The organism is Rummeliibacillus sp. TYF005 (genome assembly GCF_003844195.1).
GTDB lineage: Bacteria > Bacillota > Bacilli > Bacillales_A > Planococcaceae > Rummeliibacillus.
The window spans coordinates 276,883-296,968 of the sequence record NZ_ML122542.1 but is presented as its reverse complement, the minus strand read 5'-3'; the positions used below and the strand labels follow the sequence as shown (position 1 = coordinate 296,968).

General features: G+C 34.1%; 20 protein-coding genes and 1 pseudogene. All 21 read right to left on the bottom strand.

Going from position 1 to position 20,086, the window contains the following annotated elements; genetic code table 11:
- Positions 1-7: 7 nt before the first annotated feature.
- The 21 genes and pseudogenes from CW357_RS03340 to flgM all read right to left on the bottom strand — a co-directional run bounded on the left by CW357_RS03340 (position 8) and on the right by flgM (position 19,825).
- Complete coding sequence (locus CW357_RS03340; RefSeq protein ID WP_124217334.1) at positions 8-385, bottom strand: flagellar protein FlaG; 378 nt, start codon at positions 383-385, stop codon at positions 8-10.
- A 303-nt stretch (positions 386-688) separates the two neighbouring features.
- A complete protein-coding gene (locus tag CW357_RS03335) occupies positions 689-1,513 on the bottom strand; it encodes an SDR family oxidoreductase (protein WP_124217333.1) in 825 nt (274 codons plus the stop codon).
- Positions 1,510-2,217: an acylneuraminate cytidylyltransferase family protein gene (locus tag CW357_RS03330; protein ID WP_124217332.1), complete on the bottom strand. Its 708-nt coding sequence runs from the start codon at positions 2,215-2,217 to the stop codon at positions 1,510-1,512. Before CW357_RS03330 ends, CW357_RS03335 begins: the two co-directional genes overlap by 4 nt.
- Entirely contained in the window at positions 2,189-3,130 is a 942-nt protein-coding gene (locus CW357_RS03325) for a Gfo/Idh/MocA family oxidoreductase (protein ID WP_124217331.1), read from the bottom strand. Before CW357_RS03325 ends, CW357_RS03330 begins: the two co-directional genes overlap by 29 nt.
- A complete protein-coding gene (locus CW357_RS03320; protein ID WP_124217330.1) occupies positions 3,127-4,191 on the bottom strand; it encodes a nucleotidyltransferase family protein in 1,065 nt (354 codons plus the stop codon). The genes CW357_RS03325 and CW357_RS03320 overlap by 4 nt, the downstream gene beginning before the upstream one ends.
- Positions 4,192-4,193: 2 nt before the next feature.
- Positions 4,194-4,817 (bottom strand): acetyltransferase, encoded by a 624-nt coding sequence (locus tag CW357_RS03315; protein ID WP_124217329.1) that lies wholly within the window; start codon positions 4,815-4,817, stop codon positions 4,194-4,196.
- Entirely contained in the window at positions 4,810-5,886 is a 1,077-nt protein-coding gene (neuB, locus tag CW357_RS03310) for an N-acetylneuraminate synthase (RefSeq protein WP_124217328.1), read from the bottom strand. The genes CW357_RS03315 and neuB overlap by 8 nt, the downstream gene beginning before the upstream one ends.
- Entirely contained in the window at positions 5,883-7,007 is a 1,125-nt protein-coding gene (neuC, locus tag CW357_RS03305; RefSeq protein ID WP_124217327.1) for a UDP-N-acetylglucosamine 2-epimerase, read from the bottom strand. Before neuC ends, neuB begins: the two co-directional genes overlap by 4 nt.
- A 10-nt stretch (positions 7,008-7,017) precedes the next feature.
- Complete coding sequence (locus tag CW357_RS03300) at positions 7,018-8,166, bottom strand: LegC family aminotransferase (protein ID WP_124217326.1); 1,149 nt, start codon at positions 8,164-8,166, stop codon at positions 7,018-7,020.
- The gene (locus CW357_RS03295) at positions 8,166-9,164 is read right to left on the bottom strand and encodes an NAD-dependent 4,6-dehydratase LegB (protein ID WP_124217325.1); all 999 of its coding nucleotides are present in this window, start codon (positions 9,162-9,164) and stop codon (positions 8,166-8,168) included. The genes CW357_RS03300 and CW357_RS03295 overlap by 1 nt, the downstream gene beginning before the upstream one ends.
- Positions 9,165-9,207: 43 nt before the next feature.
- Positions 9,208-11,040, bottom strand: a complete 1,833-nt coding sequence (locus CW357_RS03290; RefSeq protein WP_124217324.1) for a motility associated factor glycosyltransferase family protein — start codon at positions 11,038-11,040, stop codon at positions 9,208-9,210.
- 119 nt (positions 11,041-11,159) lie between these two features.
- Positions 11,160-12,416: a flagellin N-terminal helical domain-containing protein gene (locus CW357_RS03285; protein ID WP_124217323.1), complete on the bottom strand. Its 1,257-nt coding sequence runs from the start codon at positions 12,414-12,416 to the stop codon at positions 11,160-11,162.
- 142 nt (positions 12,417-12,558) lie between these two features.
- Positions 12,559-14,016, bottom strand: a complete 1,458-nt coding sequence (locus CW357_RS18155; protein WP_241155042.1) for a flagellinolysin — start codon at positions 14,014-14,016, stop codon at positions 12,559-12,561.
- Positions 14,002-14,355: pseudogene (locus CW357_RS18840) on the bottom strand (flagellin); the annotation flags it as partial. The gene CW357_RS18155 and the pseudogene CW357_RS18840, both read right to left, overlap by 15 nt.
- 292 nt (positions 14,356-14,647) lie before the next feature.
- On the bottom strand, positions 14,648-14,866 hold the full coding sequence (gene csrA / locus CW357_RS03270; RefSeq protein ID WP_119415620.1) for a carbon storage regulator CsrA: 219 nt from the start codon (positions 14,864-14,866) through the stop codon (positions 14,648-14,650).
- A complete protein-coding gene (gene fliW / locus CW357_RS03265) occupies positions 14,866-15,309 on the bottom strand; it encodes a flagellar assembly protein FliW (protein ID WP_124217322.1) in 444 nt (147 codons plus the stop codon). Before fliW ends, csrA begins: the two co-directional genes overlap by 1 nt.
- A gap of 126 nt (positions 15,310-15,435) precedes the next feature.
- Entirely contained in the window at positions 15,436-15,999 is a 564-nt protein-coding gene (locus CW357_RS03260; protein WP_124217321.1) for a DUF6470 family protein, read from the bottom strand.
- A 60-nt stretch (positions 16,000-16,059) separates the two neighbouring features.
- Positions 16,060-17,211: a flagellar hook-associated protein FlgL gene (flgL, locus tag CW357_RS03255; RefSeq protein ID WP_124217320.1), complete on the bottom strand. Its 1,152-nt coding sequence runs from the start codon at positions 17,209-17,211 to the stop codon at positions 16,060-16,062.
- A gap of 13 nt (positions 17,212-17,224) precedes the next feature.
- Positions 17,225-18,895, bottom strand: a complete 1,671-nt coding sequence (flgK, locus tag CW357_RS03250; protein ID WP_124217319.1) for a flagellar hook-associated protein FlgK — start codon at positions 18,893-18,895, stop codon at positions 17,225-17,227.
- Between the two features lie 155 nt (positions 18,896-19,050).
- A complete protein-coding gene (locus CW357_RS03245) occupies positions 19,051-19,545 on the bottom strand; it encodes a flagellar protein FlgN (RefSeq protein ID WP_124217318.1) in 495 nt (164 codons plus the stop codon).
- Between the two features lie 16 nt (positions 19,546-19,561).
- Complete coding sequence (flgM, locus tag CW357_RS03240; protein ID WP_124217317.1) at positions 19,562-19,825, bottom strand: flagellar biosynthesis anti-sigma factor FlgM; 264 nt, start codon at positions 19,823-19,825, stop codon at positions 19,562-19,564.
- Between the last annotated feature and the right edge of the window lie 261 nt (positions 19,826-20,086).

The following is a 20,086-nucleotide window of genomic DNA, read 5'->3' as shown; positions in this document are numbered from 1 at the left end:
CTCCTCCTTACGCTTTTGTATCAAACATTTTACCAATTAGTTTTTGCATTTCGTAATACGCATCTAACAGCTCTTTCGGTGGGATTTCTTTAACCACCTTATCTGTTTTTGAATCGACTATCTCCACATAATACTTTTCCAATCCATCATGAAAAACAAATTTAGAATCCTTACGAGAATACTCCATAAATTCATTCATTTTATTGACCGCGGTTTGATAGGCTTGTTTTGTTGGATTGCCATTTTCATCGGTTATTTCTGAAATACTTTCATTTTGCTTTAAGGATGACATATTTTGAAAAACTTGATTTATTGATGTATTATTTTTTTGAATGATCTCTGCCGAAATTGCTGCATCAACTGTCCCATTTGTAGAAACACGCATTATGTACTTCCTCCCCTCAAAGTTTTATATACTTTGTATTTAATATCGGAGAGATTTAAGAAAAATGTAGTAATATGTAAAAGTTGATCAAGAGACTATGAAATCCAATAAATTGAATTTGTAGTTTTTAAATGAATTTTTTGTAAACTGATTTTTATACGGGTATGGGGTCTCAGTATCAGTTGAATGGTCCCAGTTTATCTAAACTCCTCCTTCACTTCTAGTATAAAAAATAGTAGTACAAACCACGACCATGATTTGTACTACTAATGTTAGTATATTTGCCTTCGCTAACAGTTCCTACTACCAAGCACTCAATCCGCCATCAATTCGAATGTTATGTCCAGTTACATAGCTAGATGCATCTGATGCTAAGTAAATTAAAGCTCCGACCATTTCATCTGCTTTTGCCATACGCCCTAAAGGAATGCGATTTCCATAGTTTCTTTTAAACGTTTCATTTTGACCACTCTCTACTCCACCTGGCGTAATTGCGTTTACTCTAATGCCATCTTTAGCCCAATAAGTGGCTAAATATTTAGTTAAGCCTACTACCCCCGCTTTAGATGCTGAATAAATTGCTGGTGTATTAATTTGTCTATCCAAATAGTAAGAACCTTCATAAATACGATTGTCAGGACCCAATACACCATAAATAGAGGAAGTTTGAATAATACTACCACCTTTAGCCTGCTTTTTCATTTGCTTTCCTACATATTTCGCAACTAAAAACATTCCGTCTAAATTAGTACTCATAATTTCTTTCCATTGTTCTAAAGAATATTCTTCAAATTTTTCAAAAAACGCATTTAAGTCGCTTGATTTTCCAGCAGCATTGTTATGTAAAATATTTATTTCGCCAAATTCTTCTATAACATCTTTCACCATTTGTTCCACTGATTTTTCATCTGTTAAGTCACAATAGAAAGCTTTAACTTTATTATTAGTTTCTTCAGCTAATACTTCTGCAATCTTTTTTGCTTCTTCGATATTAATATCGACAACTGCAACATCAGCTCCTGCATCTGCAAGACCTTTACAGAAATGTCTTCCTAGAATACCTGCTCCGCCCGTAACAATTGCTTTTTTACCTTTTAAACTAAACTTTTCAAAATAATTTTCACTCACAATAAACTTCCTCTTTTCTCTGCTAAAAATGATACAAATTCAAAATCCAATGGTGAATCAATATCAATAGATCGTTCTTCTGGCATCTCATACATTAAAGTTGCATCTGTAAATATTTTAGGACCTTCAAAAAACGCCTCCCGCTTCCAAACATAAATTGAAGCATTCATGTCATAAGCTTTAGGAACATCTTGTCTTCTAATAAATGATTGACCTAATTTCTTTGATAAATCTACATATCCATTCGGAGATTCCTCTACTAAATTAAAGTAGGGACTTCTTCTTGCATTCATTCCTGTAATTAAATTTTTTGCATCTGTATTACTTTCTAATTTTTCAACAGCATTTATAAGATCTTCTACAGTTCGCAAAGGTGCAGTTGCATCAATATCAACAATCGTATCATACTGAATTTTTGTGATTTTTTCCGATTCAACAACGCAGTGTTTCATAACTGGTGGCTTAGCTGCTGTATCAGAAGCTAATTCATCAGGGCGTTGAATAACAATATTTACTCCATACTCTTTAGCAATTTTTAAAATCTCACCGCTATCACTACTAACAGCAATCGTATCAAATAAATTACTATTTTGAGCTTGTAAAATACTATGTGCAATTAAAGGTTTTCCTAAGATAGTCTTTAAATTTTTATTTTTCACTCCTTTTGAGCCGCCTCTAGCACATATCGTACAAATTCTTTTCATTATATATCCACTTACTTTCTTTTAATGATTGTTCTATTGCTTGAATCAATACATCACAATTATACCCTTCATTTAAAGTACATGGTTTTCCTATAGATTCATCCTCTAAAATCGCTAAATGTTGTTGTGAATATGTATAATTTCTCTCAACATCAAAAAATTTAATATCATTATTTATTTGAAGAGTATTTTTAATTAAATCTGCTCTAATTGTTTTAGTGTTAGTATTGATAATAATAAACCTCTGAATAATATGATCTAAATAATTTAGTTCTAAGTTAATACTAGATACTCTATTCGTAGTAAATAAAACAGAAATTTCATCATTTGAATCAATTTCTAGATCACTTATTTTCCCACCTAAGGATACTAATTTTTCCCAGTCGCCAAACAAATAGGATAAATAATCCAGTTCATGACTTAAATCTTTTAAAACCCCCCCACCCATTCTAGATGATGCTGAATAACATTTCCGATAATCTGTATTAAGTCGCCAAGTAGGCAAATATTGACCCACATAACAATTTACAGATAGCACTTTTTCTTCTCGTAAAATAGCCTTCAACTCTTTAATAATTGGATGAAACCTTAAGTTATAACCAACAAAAATATTATTTTTATTTGATAATTTTATATTTTCATTGACCGTCAAAGGTTTTTCAATTAAGATAACCCCTTTATATCCTAATTTATTTAGCTCATCTAATGTAAATTGATGTTGAGATGTTTCATTAGCAATTACAATATATTTAACATTATTACTCTGCAATGCTTCTGCTGTAGTCTTATAAAAGTTCTTTTCTTCAAAGTTTCTCCTTGATACTATCAACACATCATAATTTAAGCTTTTCAAAACTTCTGTATGACGTTTTCCTATAGAGCCATATCCTATTACTAGTACTGTATCTTTCAAACTAGTTCCTCTTTCTTGAATAGTGAATCGTATTCTTTATTGGCTTTCTCAAAATCTAACATTCGCCCAATATCCATCCAATATTCACGTATTGGAAATACTGAAGCTGTTTGTTCTGTACTGATGATTTTATTAAATAATTCTGGCATATCATAATATTCATAAGACGGAATCATTCTTAGCGCTTCTGGACTCAATACATAAATACCCGCATTTACATATTCCTTTTTCACTGGCTTTTCTAGAATAGAGACTAATTGATGTTCATTTGTTTCAATAACACCAAAAGGAATTTGATATTCATATTCTCGAACACACATTGTACCAACAGAATTTGTTTTCACATGAAACTTTAACAATTGAGAGAAATTCACTTGTGTTAATAAATCTCCATTCATCACAAAAATAGGTTCTGTTACTTCTTCTTGTAGTAATGACAATGCACCTGCAGTGCCCATTGGTTGCTTTTCTTCAATGTATTCTATATTTACACCAAACGCTTCACCATTTTTAAAATAGTTTTGAATTACTTCTTTTTTATAATTTACACATAACACAAAGTTAATGAATCCATGATTATGAAAGCCTTCAATAATCGTTTCTAATATTGGTTTGTTGCCAACTTTCAACATAGGTTTTGGAACATGCTCTGTGAGTGGCCTCAATCGTGTACCTAAACCTCCCACCATTAACACTACTTTATTTTTTTTGATATTCTCATCATTAAAATATCCAGAAAATATAATATCAATAATTTCATGGTTTTTATTTACAACAGGCAGTTGATTTAATTTATGAAATTGCATGAATTTTTTATAGGAAGTTGAAGTTTCTGTTTCCATAAAAAAAGTTGGCTGTTTATTCATAATGACAGAAATAGGTTCATCTAATGATATCCCCTTTAAAATCCCTCTACGCACATCTCCATCTGTAACTGTTCCAACTAATTGCTTCTTATCATTCACAATTGCTGCAAATTGCATCGCACTATCATCAATAATTTTCATTGTTTCTATAATGGACGTTTGCTCAGGTAAAATAATATTTTTAAAATTTTTCATAATCACACTTCCTTAGCTGGTATTCCCATTACCTTGCTGTTTTCAGGAATGTCTTTTACAACCACCGCTCCTGCAGCAATCATTGTATTTCCTCCAATTGTAACTCCTTGAATAATTTTCACACCTGTTCCTACATGACTATTACTCCCAATTTGTACATTGCCAGATAAAATAGTCCCTGGTGCTAAATGAACATTTTTGTTAATGATACATTCATGATCTATTTGAGCCCCTGTATTCACAATACTATTATCTTTAATTTCGGCAAAAGACTGAATAATTGCACCGGCCATGATTTGTACACCTTCACCAATTTTCGCTGTAGAAGTAATTATTGCTTTTGGATGAATACATGTTGCAAAATGATAGCCTTTTAATTTGAACTCATTAAAAATTTTTGAACGTATGCTATTTGGTTGAACACTTCCAATGCCTAGCACTAATTCAATCTCCTCTGGATCATAATTGAATATAATTGAGTCATTACCCAAATATGCCAAATCAAATTTATTCGTTTCATTAGACGGTGATGTAAAACCTAAAATCTGCTTCTTGTTTAGCATTAATAATTCTGTTAAAACTAACGCATGACCACCATTACCTATTATGATTATCGGCTTATTCATCAATCAATTCATCCTGACTATATGATTTTTTCGCTGTTTTATTTAAATATGTCCAATATAATTTAGGGTGAATTCCATTACCTGGGCGTTTTACGCCTAAATTAGAGGTTGTAAATACTTCACCTTCCTCTATAGGCTTCAAAGCTACTAAACTTTTACGAGCTACTACTTTATTTTTCAGTTCAACTTCAGCTGGATTTTTTTCTCCATCTCCTAAAGCTTGTTCAACCTGACGAATAGCTTCTGTCATTTTTTTTAATTCATTTGGTTCTAAAGATGCAATATGATCAGGTCCAGGTAAATTTTTATCTAATGTAAAATGTTTTTCAATTACCATAGCCCCTTGTGCCACAGCTGCTATTGGTACAGAAATCCCTTTTGAATGATCTGAAAATCCAGTTTTCAACTGTGTTTGTTGTCTTATATCCTGCATAGCCAATAAATTAATAGAATCAAATGGTGCTGGATATTCCGTAGTACAATGTAGTATTGTCACATATTTTTGTAATAATTGTTTAGTACCTTCCTGTAAATAGAATTGTGTTGCTTCATCATAATTAACCTTTTGACCAGGAAATGCTAATCCATAAGCTATAATAGCTAGAGCTTCATGAATTTCTTGCATTGTGGCCATTCCAGTAGAAATAATCATTTGCTTTTGTTTTGTTGCTATATAGTGTAAAAATGGTAAGTTTGTTAGTTCTCCTGAAGAAATTTTAACAATATCCATTTGTAATTGATCAACTAAAAAGTCTACACTTTCAAAGTCGAAGGGAGTTGAAAGAAAATGAATGTGTTTTTGATCACAGTATCTTTTTAATTTCTTGAATTCTTCAAAGGTTAATTCTAATTCTTTTAACATTTGATATTGTGATGATGCTTCCCCTATATTCTCCACTTGATAGTTTGCTTGCTCTGCTGTTTTCGTCACTAAATTTTTTGCTTTAAACGTTTGAAATTTAACAGCATCAACACCTGCGTCTTTTGCAGCATCTACTAATTGTTTCGCTAAAAAAAGGGAGCCATTATGATTGACTCCCGCTTCGGCGATAATAAATGTATGTGTCATAAATCATAAAACTCCTTTTGAATTTTAAATGTATCCAAACATTTTAAAATCTCCATCACTTTTTTCGTTGCATGACCATCACCAAATATTTGTTCATACGGGCCCTTAAACTCTAATGCTTTTTTAATTCCTTTATCGATTTCATCTTTTGTAATCCCTGTAGTAACTACCGAATTAGGACAAGAACGTCCTTTTTGACGGTCTCCTATATTTACTGAAGGGGTTTTCAAATAAGGAACTTCTATTAATCCACTAGATGAATTTCCAATAACTAGTTGTGCGTGTTTTACTGCGCTTAGATATTTTAATTGACCTAACGAATCAAATAGTTTTGCTCTATTATTTATTTCGGTAAAATATTTGATTTTTTTATTAATTTCACGACCACCATTATCCGCATTTGCTTTTGTAAATACTAAATTCACATCATGTTCATCTAATACGTTTAACAAATCTTCAATGGCGGTAACATCCCCATTTGTTTCAGAATGCTGCGTAATTAAAAAGAAAGGCTTTGTTAGATCTAATTGTAATTCTTCATATAATTTCTGTTTAGATAATAATTCTAAATTAAAAATATATTCAATCCCCATTGCTCCTACATTAAACACTCTACTAGGATGCTCACCTAATTGAATGACACGCTTTCTATGTTCTTCTGTACTTACAAAATGCCATGTTGCCATTTTCGTAATAGAATGGCGAATTGCATCATCATATGCCCCAAAAGTATTTTCGCCACCATGAATATGTGCAATAGGGATTTGTAAAATTAATGCCGTTTGTGCTACAGCTAACATTTCAAATCGATCCCCTAAAATAATAATCAAATCTGGATTTAAACGCTGAAAAGCTGTAGAAAAATCAATGGTAGCAAGTCCCATTGATTTAACTACAGCTGTAGGGGTATCCGAAGAAAGCAGCATTTCAATTTTTTCATCAATGATAAAACCATCTTGCTCAATTTGTTTATAAGTTAATCCAAACTCATGAGACAAATGCGTACCCGTTGCGATTAATTGTAATTCAAATGCAACATCTTGATTTATTTGTGTAATTAAGCTTTTTAACAGCCCATACTCAGCACGTGTGCCGGTCACAATGCAGATTTTTTTATTCATATGTAACTCCTCATTTCACCGGTGTACTTGGTACATTAATAATTCTCCTATTTAAATCTTCAATAACAGATAAATCACTACGAGGGCAATCTTTGTACATCTCTAAATAATGCATCGGTTGCCATATAGGACGACTCATAACCCCATTATCATTTAAATAAGCTAATACTTCATCACGATTCATAGATGAATCTAGTAATAACGTTTGTAGCCAATAGTTACTGTTGCTGTAAGATGGTTCTTCAAACAACTGTACACTCTCAATATCTTTTACTAAGTCTTTATAAAAACGAGTAAGGTCACGTTTCATATCAATGAATTTTGGTACCTTTTCTAGTTGTGCACAACCAAGTGCTGCATTAATATTAGGCATACGATAATTATAACCAATCTCATCATGAACATATTCCCAATGATGAGGGACTTTTGCAGTTGTTGTTAAATGTTTTGCATAGTCTGCTAAAGCTTCGTCATCAGTTAGAATGGCACCACCACCACCTGTTGTAGCGATTTTATTTCCATTGAAACTCATGGCATTGATTTTACCAAAGCTTCCAGTATGTTTACCTTTATAATATGAACCTAATGACTCTGCTGCATCTTCCACCAATGTTAGATTGTATTTATCGCATACAGCTATTAATTCATCTAATTCAACTGGATGACCGAACGTATGCATCGGCACGACCGCACGAATGACACGATTTGTTTCTTTATTTAAAAGCTCATTACCTTGTTTCACTGCAATTTTCTCTAAGTATTTATCTAACTTATACGGATCTAATCCTAAAGATCTTTCTGTAACATCCACAAAATGTGGCACTGCTCCTGCATAAGAGACCGCATTAGCAGTCGCAATAAACGTCAGCGCTGGCATTAATACTTCTTCATTTGGTTTAACACCTGCTACTTTTAGCGCAATATGTAACGCAGCTGTACCATTTACAACTGCAACGGCACGTTTTACCCCAACCATTTTTGCTAAATCTTCTTCGAATCGTGTAACATATGCACCTACAGATGAAACCCATCCAGTTTTCACACAATCGGTTACATATTCAAGTTCTTTGTTATTAAAAGTAGGCTCATGTAATGGTACAAAATCTTGTTTGTAATAAGATTTTACTGATTGTACAAAGCCGTTCCATTGTTCGTTCATCATATGTTATAAACATCTGCCTTATATTGAGCTAAATTTTGAGGATTTGTAAACCATTCAATTGTTTCCTTTAATCCTTTACGGAAACCTTCTTTGCCACCATAAGTTGGTTGCCAACCTAAAAGCTCTTTTGCTTTTTTATTTTCTGCCCATAGGCGATTAACTTCACTTTTTTCTGGACGTAAACGTTGTTCATCTGTTTCGATTGTTAATTTTACATTCATAATATCTGCAATCAGTTCAGCAGTTTCGCCAATCGAAACTTCATAGTTTGAACCGATATTAATCACTTCACCAATTGATTTATCCGAATTCATTACCGAAATAAAGCCTGATACTGTATCCATCACATAATTGAAATCACGTGTTGGACTAATTGTGCCTAGCTTGATTGTATCTTTCCCACTCGCTAATTGACTAATAATTGTAGGAATAACAGCGCGTGCTGATTGGCGGGGACCATACGTATTAAATGGTCGAATAATTGATACTGGTGTATCAAATGAGCGGTAGAAAGACATCGCTATTTGATCCGCTCCTATTTTAGATGCTGAATATGGCGATTGACCCTGTAATGGATGATCTTCATCAATCGGCACATATAAAGCTGTACCATAAACTTCACTTGTTGACGTTTGGACCACTTTTTCCACACCTAATTCACGAGCAGCTTGCACAACATTTAATGCACCATTAATATTCGTACCAATGTAAGTCGCTGGTGAATGATATGAATAAGGAATTGCAATCAGTGCCGCTAAATTCAGCACATGTGTACATCCTTTCATTGCTTCTTTCACACCAAATGGATCACGAATGTCACCAGAAAAGACTTCTAAACTTGATTTGATCTCTTTTGGTGAAGAATCTAGCCATCCCCATGAGTTAAAAGAGTTATATTCTACAAATGCACGTACGTCATAACCTTGACGTACAAGCTCTTCTGTTAAATGGGAACCGATGAAACCATTGGCTCCGGTTACTAGGATTTTTTTCATTCTTTTCATTCCTTATATAAGTCTAAATAATTATACATTATCCCTAATCCAGCTCAAGTTCTTCTAAATTCAAATTAAACTCTTTTTCTAAAACTTGTCCTAAATACTCTTCAAGTTTAGTAACAGTAACAATTACTGATCCTATAAAGCGGATGCGAATATCACGTTGACGGCGATAATTTCCCACACTTAAAATATCTTCAATTGAACTGTAATTTGCTAAAAATCTTAATAATATTGCCTGTATATTATGGTATAAGAGTTGATTCATTTGAATTTCTCTTGTTAATTCAAAAACCTTATCCAATTCAACTTTTAAACTACCTTGTTTTTTCATAAAGGACAGATTATCTATCTCCATATTGTCTAAATTATTATAGTAGTATAAACATTTTTCACGGAATATCCCCATATACTTATACTGATCAATAAAATTCTCTTTCATTACATTATCATTAATTTCATAATAAGGTATTCTCGTAATACGTTCATATATATTATCAATATCATTTTGACAATATTGATTGATAGTTTCTTGCAAACTCAATTGTTCAGTATGATAAATTTTTGCTCCCCCTTCTGTGGCATTAATTACCTTTAAGTCATACTCAATAATTTGACTTTCAAACCAATTTTTAAAAGTAGTCCAAATATGTGTAGTCTTTACTTTCCCACCATAATACCCCTCTACAAAATCATCCTGTGTTTCATCCTTCTTACTTTCCTTGTTATCATATGTAGTACCAGAAGCATGTGTCTCAGTATCACTTTGACCATACGCTAAATCTTGTCCAGTCATAATAATAGGAGAACAGCCTAAATGCATTGCCAAACCGAATGCCACATTCGCACAAGATAACCCCATTTGCATTCCTATGTCTCCCGGAATTGCCAGTGCTCTTTGTAACCAACGATATTCGTTAACTTCTGTACGGAAAGGTAACATAAGTGGGCCTTTGTAGTCTCTGAAAATACGGGGATCCAACAGAGGTGGTCCTACAAGAGTTACAGTATCCGGAATATTTTTATCCTTATAAAAATATTCATATACTAAATCAACACGCTCTATAGAACATACAAAATCTGGGGTTATCCCTTCATCAATTAATCTTGTTAGGATTGTATCTACAGCAATAATTACAGCTTTTCCTTGCGCTCTTTTTATTTCTTGAATATTTTTATTTAAAGAAGGACCTGCAGCTACTAATATAGCAGGAATACTCTCATATGCGTTTTTTACAAATTCAGGATTTTTAGATTTTCTAATATAAGGTATATTAATTAAATTTTGTTCAAGTCCTTGTAAACTATCTAGAGTATCGTTCCCCAATGTTATAACGATACTTCTAGTTGTTTGTTTAATAATTTGTACACATTCTTTTGCTTTTTGAATACCATATTTTCTATAATAATCTGTCACATAAAATGATATATTTTTAATTAAGGCTAAAATATCAATATCATGTAAAAGTGGTTGTAAAAACTCTGCTAAATTCACACTATCATCGGCAAAAAGAATTACATCTTTATTCTTAAACAAATTTAAATTTTTTGTTACAAATACATGTTCAAAAAAAGATAAATTTGGTTCTACTACTATTAATATACTATGTTTATTCTTTTTTTTATATAATTCTCTTAGTTCATGTACTGAATTCAAGCCAATTGCAAAAATCAATTCTCGTTTATGACGATTTAACTCATAATGTTCATCAAATTGATCCTCTAATAAAAAAATTTTGCCATCATAATCTTCAAAGTATTCTTGCCTTGCATTTTCTTTTGCTCTATATTGAGGAAACAAATCAGCTTGGTGTTCTCCAATCCAATGTAACTCACTTTGTGAAAGAGCTTCTATGTTCATATCAATTAACATTATTAAAACGCTCACTTTCTTACTTTCTAGTAATTTTATCGACTGTTTTAATAATTTTTACATACTAAAAAAGCATGTTCTTTAAAAGAACATGCTTTTTTATTTAAATAATTATAAAATTATTGTAATAATTGAAGAACGCCTTGTGGTTGTTGGTTAGCTTGAGCTAACATAGATTGTGCTGCTTGAGTTAAGATATTATTTTTAGTGAATGCCATCATTTCAGCAGCCATATCTGTATCACGGATACGAGATTCTGCAGCTGTTAAGTTTTCAGATGTTGCACCTAAGTTATTAATTGTGTGTTCTAAACGGTTTTGTACAGCACCTAAGTTAGAACGTGTATTTGATACTGATTTGATTGCTTCATCAATTTTTGTAATAGCAGAATCTGCACCTTTTTGTGTTAATAAGCTAATACCTTTAACATCAGCTTTAGCACCGTTATCTAATGCTTCATCAGCTGCAAAGGTTAATGTGCCTGATGAAGTATAGTAACCTGCATCTTTAGTAACTTTACCATTTGCATCTTTAACTGCATCTTTGAATGTAGAAGTTACAGAGTTATTTGCACCTGTTTTCATTTCTGAATATTTTCCTTCTTTGCTTGATGCACCTGTTGCTACTGAAAGACCTGTACCTGTTGACAAACCTGTACCTGCACTATGTTTAACTGTAATTGCAGCACCTACAGTTAAACGACCGTCTGCTGATGAACCTTTAGCAACTACTAATTTACCATTTGCATAATAACCTGAATCTGCAATTCCTGCAGCTGTATTTTTCTCTGTAAATTTAGCAGTAACTGAACCAATTTTAATTTCATCTACTACTTTTGTATTTGTTACAGAACCTACTTCATCGCCTTGAATACCAAGAGCTTTTGAACTTACATCACCAATTGAAATTTGGATTGCTTGTTTAGAGTTAGCACCAATGTGGAATGTACGATCTTGGAAGTCAGAGTTTAATAATTTTTGAGTATTGAACTCTGTGTCAGTAGAAATACGAGTGATTTCTGCTTTTAATTGAGTGATTTCTTTGTCCAATGCTGAACGGTCTTCTGCAACGTTTGTATCATTTGCAGATTGTACTGCTAATTCACGCATACGTTGTAGAATAGAGTGTGTTTCGTTAAGAGCACCTTCAGCAGTTTGGATTAAAGAGATAGAATCATTAGCGTTTTTAGAAGCCATGTCTAAACCAGAGATTTGGCCACGCATTTTTTCTGAAATTGCTAAACCTGCAGCATCATCGCCAGCACGGTTAATTTTGAAACCTGAAGATAATTTTTCTAAGTTTTTAGAAGCTGCTGTAGTGTTAGCTGCTAAGTTGCGGTGTGTGTTTAAAGCCGCGATGTTGTGTTGAATTCTCATTGTGAGATTCCTCCTTGAATTTGTTTTAGTCTTCCACGTCCCTGTGGAGTTGTTCGGCTATTGCCTTACACTACATATATCGTAAGTAGCTCATTTTTGTTTAGTCTATTTCGAAAAAATTTCAAATGTTTTTTCAGGCTTGCTATTGTAATAATTGAAGTACGCCTTGTGGTTGTTGGTTAGCTTGTGCCAACATAGATTGTGCAGCTTGAGTTAAGATGTTATTTTTCGTGAACGCCATCATTTCTGCTGCCATATCTGTATCACGGATACGTGATTCTGCTGCTGTTAAGTTTTCAGATGTTGTTCCTAGGCTATTAATGGTATGTTCAAGTCTATTTTGGATTGCCCCTAGATTTGATCGCTCACTTGAAACGATTTTAATGGCATTATCAAATTTAGAGATTGCCTTATCAGAACTATCTTGTGAGCCTATCGTTACCCCTTCTAGTCCTAAGTTTGTTGTAGATATATCTGGGAGTTTAATATCCAATGCTTGCCCCTGATTTGCTCCTATGTGGAAATAGAAGTGTTCTGGTTTTGTCGCTGTTGTCAGATCTATACCTTCACCTGTAGATTCATCCCAAGTATAGTTAAACAAGCTGCTAGATGATGGGGTATCCTTAATAATACCAGTATCAGTATCACTATAGCCTTTTGAAGTTAAAATACTTCCTGTACCACTCAAAGAGAGTCCTGCTAAGAATGAAGTTCCATCTGTTCCTTTAAATTTTGCTTCGAATGCAGCTCCATCTGCTAATCCTGTAAATGTGTTAATAGCTGCATCAAAACTAGTACCGCCTTGTAGTGTTTGCATAAAAGTAGATATATCATTACTTGCATTGTTATCTTTAATCAATTTATCTAGATATTTTGTAGCAAGATAACCGGCTGAATAAGCATCACTTGTATAGGATTCATCTAACGTTAACTCTGATGATGGAATAACATATGAACCACTATCAATTTCTCCTAATTTGCTGACTAAAGCTGAATAGATATCATTTTTATCTGCTCCAGATAAGTTTGAGAAATTTGCATTTTTGGTTTTCACTGCTAGATTTTGAAGCGAAGTAGAGACTCGTTCGTTGGCTCCTGCTACATATTCAGCAGCCCCTTCTGTAAACCATCCTGGAAGAGATGAGAAGTCTTTGATTGCTCCCCCCATAACTGCATGTGTCATTTCATGAGCAATAATACGGTCTGGTTCTATCCATGGGGCATTATCCCCAAAAAAGTCCAATTTGTCCAATGTCAATGATGTAGGAAAAGACTTTCTGGAACCAGCAATTTCCGAGCCATCAGGATTTGTATTCCAAGTACTAACCACACTTACCCAAGCAACACGTCCACCTTCTTTTTCACTTATGTAGTTTACTTCAATATCATATTTATCTGTAGTTAAACCATAGGCGTCTGTTACAGCTTTCTCTGCATTTCCAAGTGTAGAATTAATCAATTGCTCCGTTAATTGCTTGGCTTGTGGTGATATTTTGTCAGCTGCTGGATTAGAGTTCAAAGAACCGCCTTTTAAAACTTTCAATGTGTTAAATTCAGTGCGATGAGCAGTATCATTAATCTCGTCGAATATTTGACTCACTTCTTTTTGTAGCGCTGCCCGATCGTCATCTGTGTTTGTATCATTTGCAGATTGTACAGCAAGTTCCCGACCACGTTGTAACATTAAGTGTACTTCGTTTAATGCTCCTTCTGCTGTTTGAATAAGAGAAATACCATCCTGTGCATTTTTTGCAGCCATATTAAGTCCACTAATTTGCCCACGCATTTTCTCTGAAATTGCAAGGCCTGCTGCATCATCCCCTGCACGATTGATCTTAAAGCCTGATGATAACTTTTCTAAGCTTTTTGATGCTTTATCATTATTAATCCCTAGCTGACGCTTTGTATTTAAAGCAGCTATATTATGTTGTATCCTCAAAAATTATTCCTCCTTAAAGATTCACTACATCCTTGTAGATTTATAACTCAAATCAAATTCAAATAGGTCCTTTAGAACTGATACTATTTTATCGGTATTAAGTCCATAAAAATAACATGGTTTTTACTTTTATGGTTAGTGTGGCCATAAGATACATGGAATTGTCCAACAACCGATTTGATTTTTCTCAATCTTGATGTAAACATCTTACTGCCCATTAATAAGAGAAAGATAAATCCACTTCAAAAATTGAACAATAAAAAAGGACTATCCACCTAAGATAGCCTCTTTCTTAATCTATTCCCCACTCTTTTAACAAATCAATAGAAGAATCCAAAGCAGCTTTATTCTCCTCTTGAATCGATTTATAGATTTCTGAACGATACACTTTCACTGAACGAGGTGCATCGATTCCTATCTTAACTTGATCACCTTCAACAGAAATGATCTTCAGTTCAATCTCATCACCAATCATGATTGATTCGCCCGTTTTTCGTGTTAGAACAAGCATTATTTCACACCTTCCTTAACTGGTTTCAAAGGATAGTGCAATAGTTCTTGCTTATTTTCATTTAACACGATTTGTCGTCCTTGTCGAGTTTTTGTGTTGATAATGATTGGAGCTAGTAAATTGACTGTTGAGTTTGGTAATGTGTCTTTTAAGGTAACAATTGCGTATGTAATAATATCTTCTTGTTTTTCAATATTTAGTGCTTCTACATCTTGTTTTGATATTTCGAATGTATAATCTGCTTTAAATGTATATGGGAATGCTAGAACAAAGCCAATTTGTACATTTGATGTTGATTGTAAAATCATAAATGGTGTGTTTTTACCGAATGGGATTAATGCGAATTGTTTTTCTTCTAGAAAGCCCGGGATGCCTTCTTCAAAAGAATATAGTTGTTCTTGCACCACTTCTATTTGCCCTAAAAATTTTGTATCGATTTTCATGTTTTTCCCTCTTTTCGTTTTTTCTTGCTCAAATTATTTTATCATGTTCATGATTAATAATAGCGATACGTTTTCTTATTTTGTGACATAAAAAAGAAGTGTACGCTTGATTAGCATACACCATTATTATTTCGCTTTGATCACTGTTGTTTCTACTGAAGGTCTTTGTACTAAATCACCAGTAACATCACCTGGCGTATAGTCATGAACAACCTTTCCTAATTGAACATCAATCTTCGGCTTATGTTGTTGAATATTGATATCTAAACTACCTGCTTGATAATGTATTTTAACTGCTCCAACAGAAGGTTTCCATGTAATGGCCATTTGAGGTGGGGAAGGAATTGCTTTACTTGCAGCTATTTGTTGAATAGCATTTCCAGAGTTTTTGGATATGTTCATCATCTGGTCACCTTCGCTTGCACGGCGAGCGATGCCTTCCATCACCTTTTGTTTCCCTTTTTGTGCATATTGCTCTGATGATTCTTTTGGTGTCAGTAGTCCTAAATCACGGTATGCTTGTGAGGAATCGACAAAAAGCTTGGCAGCTTCTGAATGGATTTCAAGTGTTGCCGCTGGTTGTTCGATATGCTGTTGTGCTCTTGGTTGTTCGATATGTTGTACAGGGTCACTGATATGCAAGTCTACTTTTGCATCTGTTGTATGAATTTGAATTTGATCTAGTTTCATAATTGTCACATCCTTATGAAAAAGGCTCCCTATAAATATGAGAGCCCTCCAAACTATTCATTAATTGATGAAATCTACTAATGTTGGTTGAATAATTCGTCCGCCTACTGAAAGAGCTGCACGGTGGATGGATTCTTCAGTAATTAGGTTTGTGATAGATTCTTCATAATCGACATCTTCGTTATCAGACATTTGTTTTGTGACACTGATTTTTTGAGAACTTAATCGATCTGCCATCATTTCAGCTCGGTTTTGTTTTGCCCCGACTGTTGCACGAGCTTCTAGAACAAGATCGATTGCCCCTTGAATCGTTGTGCCTGATTTATCTTTAGTAGATCCTGTACCACCTAGCAAATCACCGACTAATTCTTTCACATCATCACCAGATTGCAATTTACTTTCTACTTTTGCCATCATGTTGTCAATTTTTTGGAATAACTCATATCCTTCTGAATTGACATCTAATGTAATGCCACTATAAAGTTCAATCGAAACATTAGAGCTAAAACCAGATTGAGCTTGGATTACTGGATAACCATTGTCATCTATTGTAAATTGACTTGCACCAGTATTAGCGTTAGCCAATAGTATTTTATTCCCCGTTGCATCTGTTCCAGTAGCAAACTGTACATCGTTTCCATTAGCATCTGTTGCTTTTCCGGTATTGATATCTAAATTAGTAACAGGAAATGCAATTGCACCAGTTGTTGTTGTACCTGGTGGAGTAGCAATTGTTGTTGTACCTTCTACTGTTCCACCGATAAATCCACTTTTATCATAAAGGGGTGAAGTCGTCTTCGTTCCACTAAAAATATAGTTATCGCCGATTTTAGAGTTTGCAATATCTTTGATTTGTTCGCGGATTTGTTCAATTTCCTTTTTCATTTTTTCGCGATCATCTGTTGTGTTAGTACTGTTTGCTGCTTGTGTTACAAGTTCTTGTACACGTTGCAATGCACTTCCTACTTGACCGAGTGATTCATCTGATGCATCTAACCAGCTATTTACTTCATTCATATTACGAGTATATTGAGCATTTTTCACAAGGGTTGTTCGATACCCCATGCCTTTTACAGAAGCAACTGGATCATCAGATGGACGAGTTAGTTTTGAGCCTGATGAGAGTTGTTCTTGTAATTTGCCCATTTTACTATTACTTGTATTTAGATTGCGAAGCATATTATTAGAAAGCATTGATTGTGTTACACGCATTGAAATTTACCTCCTATAACCCTACACGGCCCATGCCGTTGATGATTTTATCGAGCGTTTCATCTACTACAGTGATCATTCGAGCTGAAGCGTTATATGCTTGTTGGAATGTGATCATATTCGTCATTTCTTCATCCAATGATACAGAGCTAACGGATGCACGATTGTTACTAATGGTTAACTGAATGGTTGTTGAGTTGTATTCCATTGTTGTTGCTTGTTGACCTTGTACACCTAAATCACCGATTAATCCTTCATAATACGTTTGTGCTGATGCATTATTTAAACCAGCAATGGTTGTTGTTTTTAAGTTTGAAAGTAATATAGCTTGTTTACCATTACCTTCTTCGCCTTGACCTGTTGAGGCAGCGATTAAGTTGTTATCAGATATGATTTTATTATTTACTTTGATGTTTGCAGCAGTGATTCTGTTATTACCGGCCGTACCATTTCCGTCACTATCAACAAAGAAATTGACTATTTTAGCTGCACCCGTTGTCCCTTCAGCTAATGGAAACCCGGCTGTATGTAGCTTATTAAATTCCTCAGCAAATTTTTGTGCTAATTGATTTAACTCTCCCAATTTATCTGGATATAAGCCGTCTGATAGTACTTTTCCTCCTGCAACTGAAGCTTTCCATCCATTTGTATCCCATGTATCCGTCGTTTGCGTCGCATAACCATAAGAATTGATCAAAGAAGCCATTTTACCTGATCCAACATTATCAAATTGGTCATATGAAATAGTAGAAGTAGCGCCACCCATATTAATAGTGAAATCCGTAAACGCTGAATAATTATCAGAACCGTCAAATGCACTGTGTTTATAAGACTTAACTTCTTTCGTTGTAGCATCTACTACATCTGGATTATATCCATTTGCAGTTAGTGTAGCACCTTTATCTTTGTTTACTACTTGAACTTTTGAACCATCATCAAGTTTGATATATACATTCATAGACCCTTCTGCAATATCTAGTGAGTTACCGCCTGATTTTGTGTAGTCTACTGTTACGTTAAAGTATTCAGAAAGTTGGTCTAATAGTGAATCACGTGCATCGTACAAATCATTTGGTAAATAACCATTGGGTTCGACGTTACCGATTTGTTGGTTTAATGCAGCTATTTGTTCGATGATTGAGTTTACTTTACCAGACTCCGCACTAATTTCATTTTTTAGATTCGTTTGGATTTGTGTTAGTTGTGTGCTTATGTAGTTGAAGGAATCTGCTAAGTGTTCGCCTCGTTGTGCTACTACTGCACGAGTGGCTGCACTATCTGGTTTTGCACTTAAATCTTGTAAAGATGCATAGAAATTGTCGAATGCTTTATTTAGACCATATTCGGAAGGTTCTGATAGGACGTCTTCCATTTGGGATACAGCATCTGATTTTGATGACCAGTAGCCTAGTTTTGTTGTTTCTTGACGATATTGGTTATCGATAAATTGATCACGAATACGTGTAATAGAGCCGGCTTGAACACCTGTACCAAGATAGCCAGGTACTTTCGGTGCGTTCATACCAACACCTGGGAAGCCCATGGTTGCTTCCATATTAACGCGTTGACGAGAATAGCCGTCTGTATTTGCATTTGCTATATTGTGACCAACTGTATACAATGCCGTTTGTTGCGTAGTAAGACCACGCTTGCTCGTTTCTAGTCCCATAAATGTGGAGCTCATTCTTTTACCTCCTATATTTAGCTGCTGAGAGCGGTTTTATTTCGTTTTTCATATATACTTTTAATCGGATGTAATTGTTTTTTTTGAAGGAACTATCGACAAATGTTAACAATTCCATATTTGTTTCAGAAAAAAACACCTCTAAACTGGAGGTGTTAAGCTTGTGAATCAAAATGCACTTTTGCCATGTTACTGCCACGCACCTCTGTTTTAGAGTAATTAATCTGTTCAGGTTGTGGTCTAAGCAAATCCAATGTCATGTTCACGAATTGAAGCGATTGGAAAATTAGTTTTTGATTTAAATCGTTTTGTTTTTTTAAAGTTTTAATCGTCAGTAATAGCCTTTTTCTTACTTCGTCCAGTTTGTCTTTTTCTTGGGGCGTATCAGCTGCTCCCATTACATCAGCAACAGTAGCTTGACCAGAGAGAGCAATCCCCTTTGCTCCTAGGTAGTCCGTTACCACTTTCTGGCGTTGTTGCTCGAGTTGTGAAATGGCAGCTACGTGCGATTGCTCACTTTTCAACATCTGATCGAGTCCTTCCATATCCCCAACTTTAATCAATTCGGTTTTGTGATAAGCCAGTTTGAGAAGACTCTTATGCATTTTTTCAAGTTTATCCAAAATAATTAATAATGGGTCAATGGACATTCCTCAAAACTCCTTTTTATTTGCGATAATATTTCAGCATATCAGATGCAAGTTGTTTTGCATCTACTTGATAATTACCAGTTTGCATCTTCTCTTTTAGTTGTTGAACGCGTTCTGCTCGCTCATCAGCGTAACTTTTAATACCTTGCAAATCCTTAGCAGCTGAAGAAATTTCTAATTGATCTGTCACATTAAATGTACTTTTCTTAACATGCTCTGCTTTTACAGATTGATTTTGGTAAGGGTTAACCTTATTCACACCGTAATTATAGATTTTCATTTTAAAGAGCCCCCTCTCAATTTTCATTGTCTACATGTTATTTCGGTTAAGTTTACTTGAAATTAAGTACTTTTACATAAATAGCGAAAGACAACCTATCATTTTAAAATAGTTATAGTTCTATTTTCCTCCATTATTTAAAGAGTGATTATAAAGCATTAGGATTTACTTGTGAAGGTAGACATATTTTTATGAAGGAGCATAGATTTTTGTAAGTGGAATAATTTTACTCTAATATAAAAGAGCCAACAAAATAATTTC

What these genes read in the sequence shown, in the direction of transcription:
- CW357_RS03340 (WP_124217334.1), bottom strand. Translation starts at nt 385, where the DNA reads ATGCGTGTTTCTACAAATGGGACAGTTGATGCAGCAATTTCGGCAGAG.
- CW357_RS03330 (WP_124217332.1), bottom strand. Translation starts at nt 2,217, where the DNA reads ATGAAAAGAATTTGTACGATATGTGCTAGAGGCGGCTCAAAAGGAGTG.
- CW357_RS03320 (WP_124217330.1), bottom strand. Translation starts at nt 4,191, where the DNA reads ATGAAAAATTTTAAAAATATTATTTTACCTGAGCAAACGTCCATTATA.
- CW357_RS03315 (WP_124217329.1), bottom strand. Translation starts at nt 4,817, where the DNA reads ATGAATAAGCCGATAATCATAATAGGTAATGGTGGTCATGCGTTAGTT.
- neuB (WP_124217328.1), bottom strand. Translation starts at nt 5,886, where the DNA reads ATGACACATACATTTATTATCGCCGAAGCGGGAGTCAATCATAATGGC.
- neuC (WP_124217327.1), bottom strand. Translation starts at nt 7,007, where the DNA reads ATGAATAAAAAAATCTGCATTGTGACCGGCACACGTGCTGAGTATGGG.
- CW357_RS03300 (WP_124217326.1), bottom strand. Translation starts at nt 8,166, where the DNA reads ATGAACGAACAATGGAACGGCTTTGTACAATCAGTAAAATCTTATTAC.
- CW357_RS03295 (WP_124217325.1), bottom strand. Translation starts at nt 9,164, where the DNA reads ATGAAAAAAATCCTAGTAACCGGAGCCAATGGTTTCATCGGTTCCCAT.
- CW357_RS03290 (WP_124217324.1), bottom strand. Translation starts at nt 11,040, where the DNA reads ATGTTAATTGATATGAACATAGAAGCTCTTTCACAAAGTGAGTTACAT.
- CW357_RS03285 (WP_124217323.1), bottom strand. Translation starts at nt 12,416, where the DNA reads ATGAGAATTCAACACAACATCGCGGCTTTAAACACACACCGCAACTTA.
- csrA (WP_119415620.1), bottom strand. Translation starts at nt 14,866, where the DNA reads ATGCTTGTTCTAACACGAAAAACGGGCGAATCAATCATGATTGGTGAT.
- fliW (WP_124217322.1), bottom strand. Translation starts at nt 15,309, where the DNA reads ATGAAAATCGATACAAAATTTTTAGGGCAAATAGAAGTGGTGCAAGAA.
- CW357_RS03260 (WP_124217321.1), bottom strand. Translation starts at nt 15,999, where the DNA reads ATGAAACTAGATCAAATTCAAATTCATACAACAGATGCAAAAGTAGAC.
- flgL (WP_124217320.1), bottom strand. Translation starts at nt 17,211, where the DNA reads ATGCGTGTAACACAATCAATGCTTTCTAATAATATGCTTCGCAATCTA.
- flgK (WP_124217319.1), bottom strand. Translation starts at nt 18,895, where the DNA reads ATGAGCTCCACATTTATGGGACTAGAAACGAGCAAGCGTGGTCTTACT.
- CW357_RS03245 (WP_124217318.1), bottom strand. Translation starts at nt 19,545, where the DNA reads ATGTCCATTGACCCATTATTAATTATTTTGGATAAACTTGAAAAAATG.
- flgM (WP_124217317.1), bottom strand. Translation starts at nt 19,825, where the DNA reads ATGAAAATCTATAATTACGGTGTGAATAAGGTTAACCCTTACCAAAAT.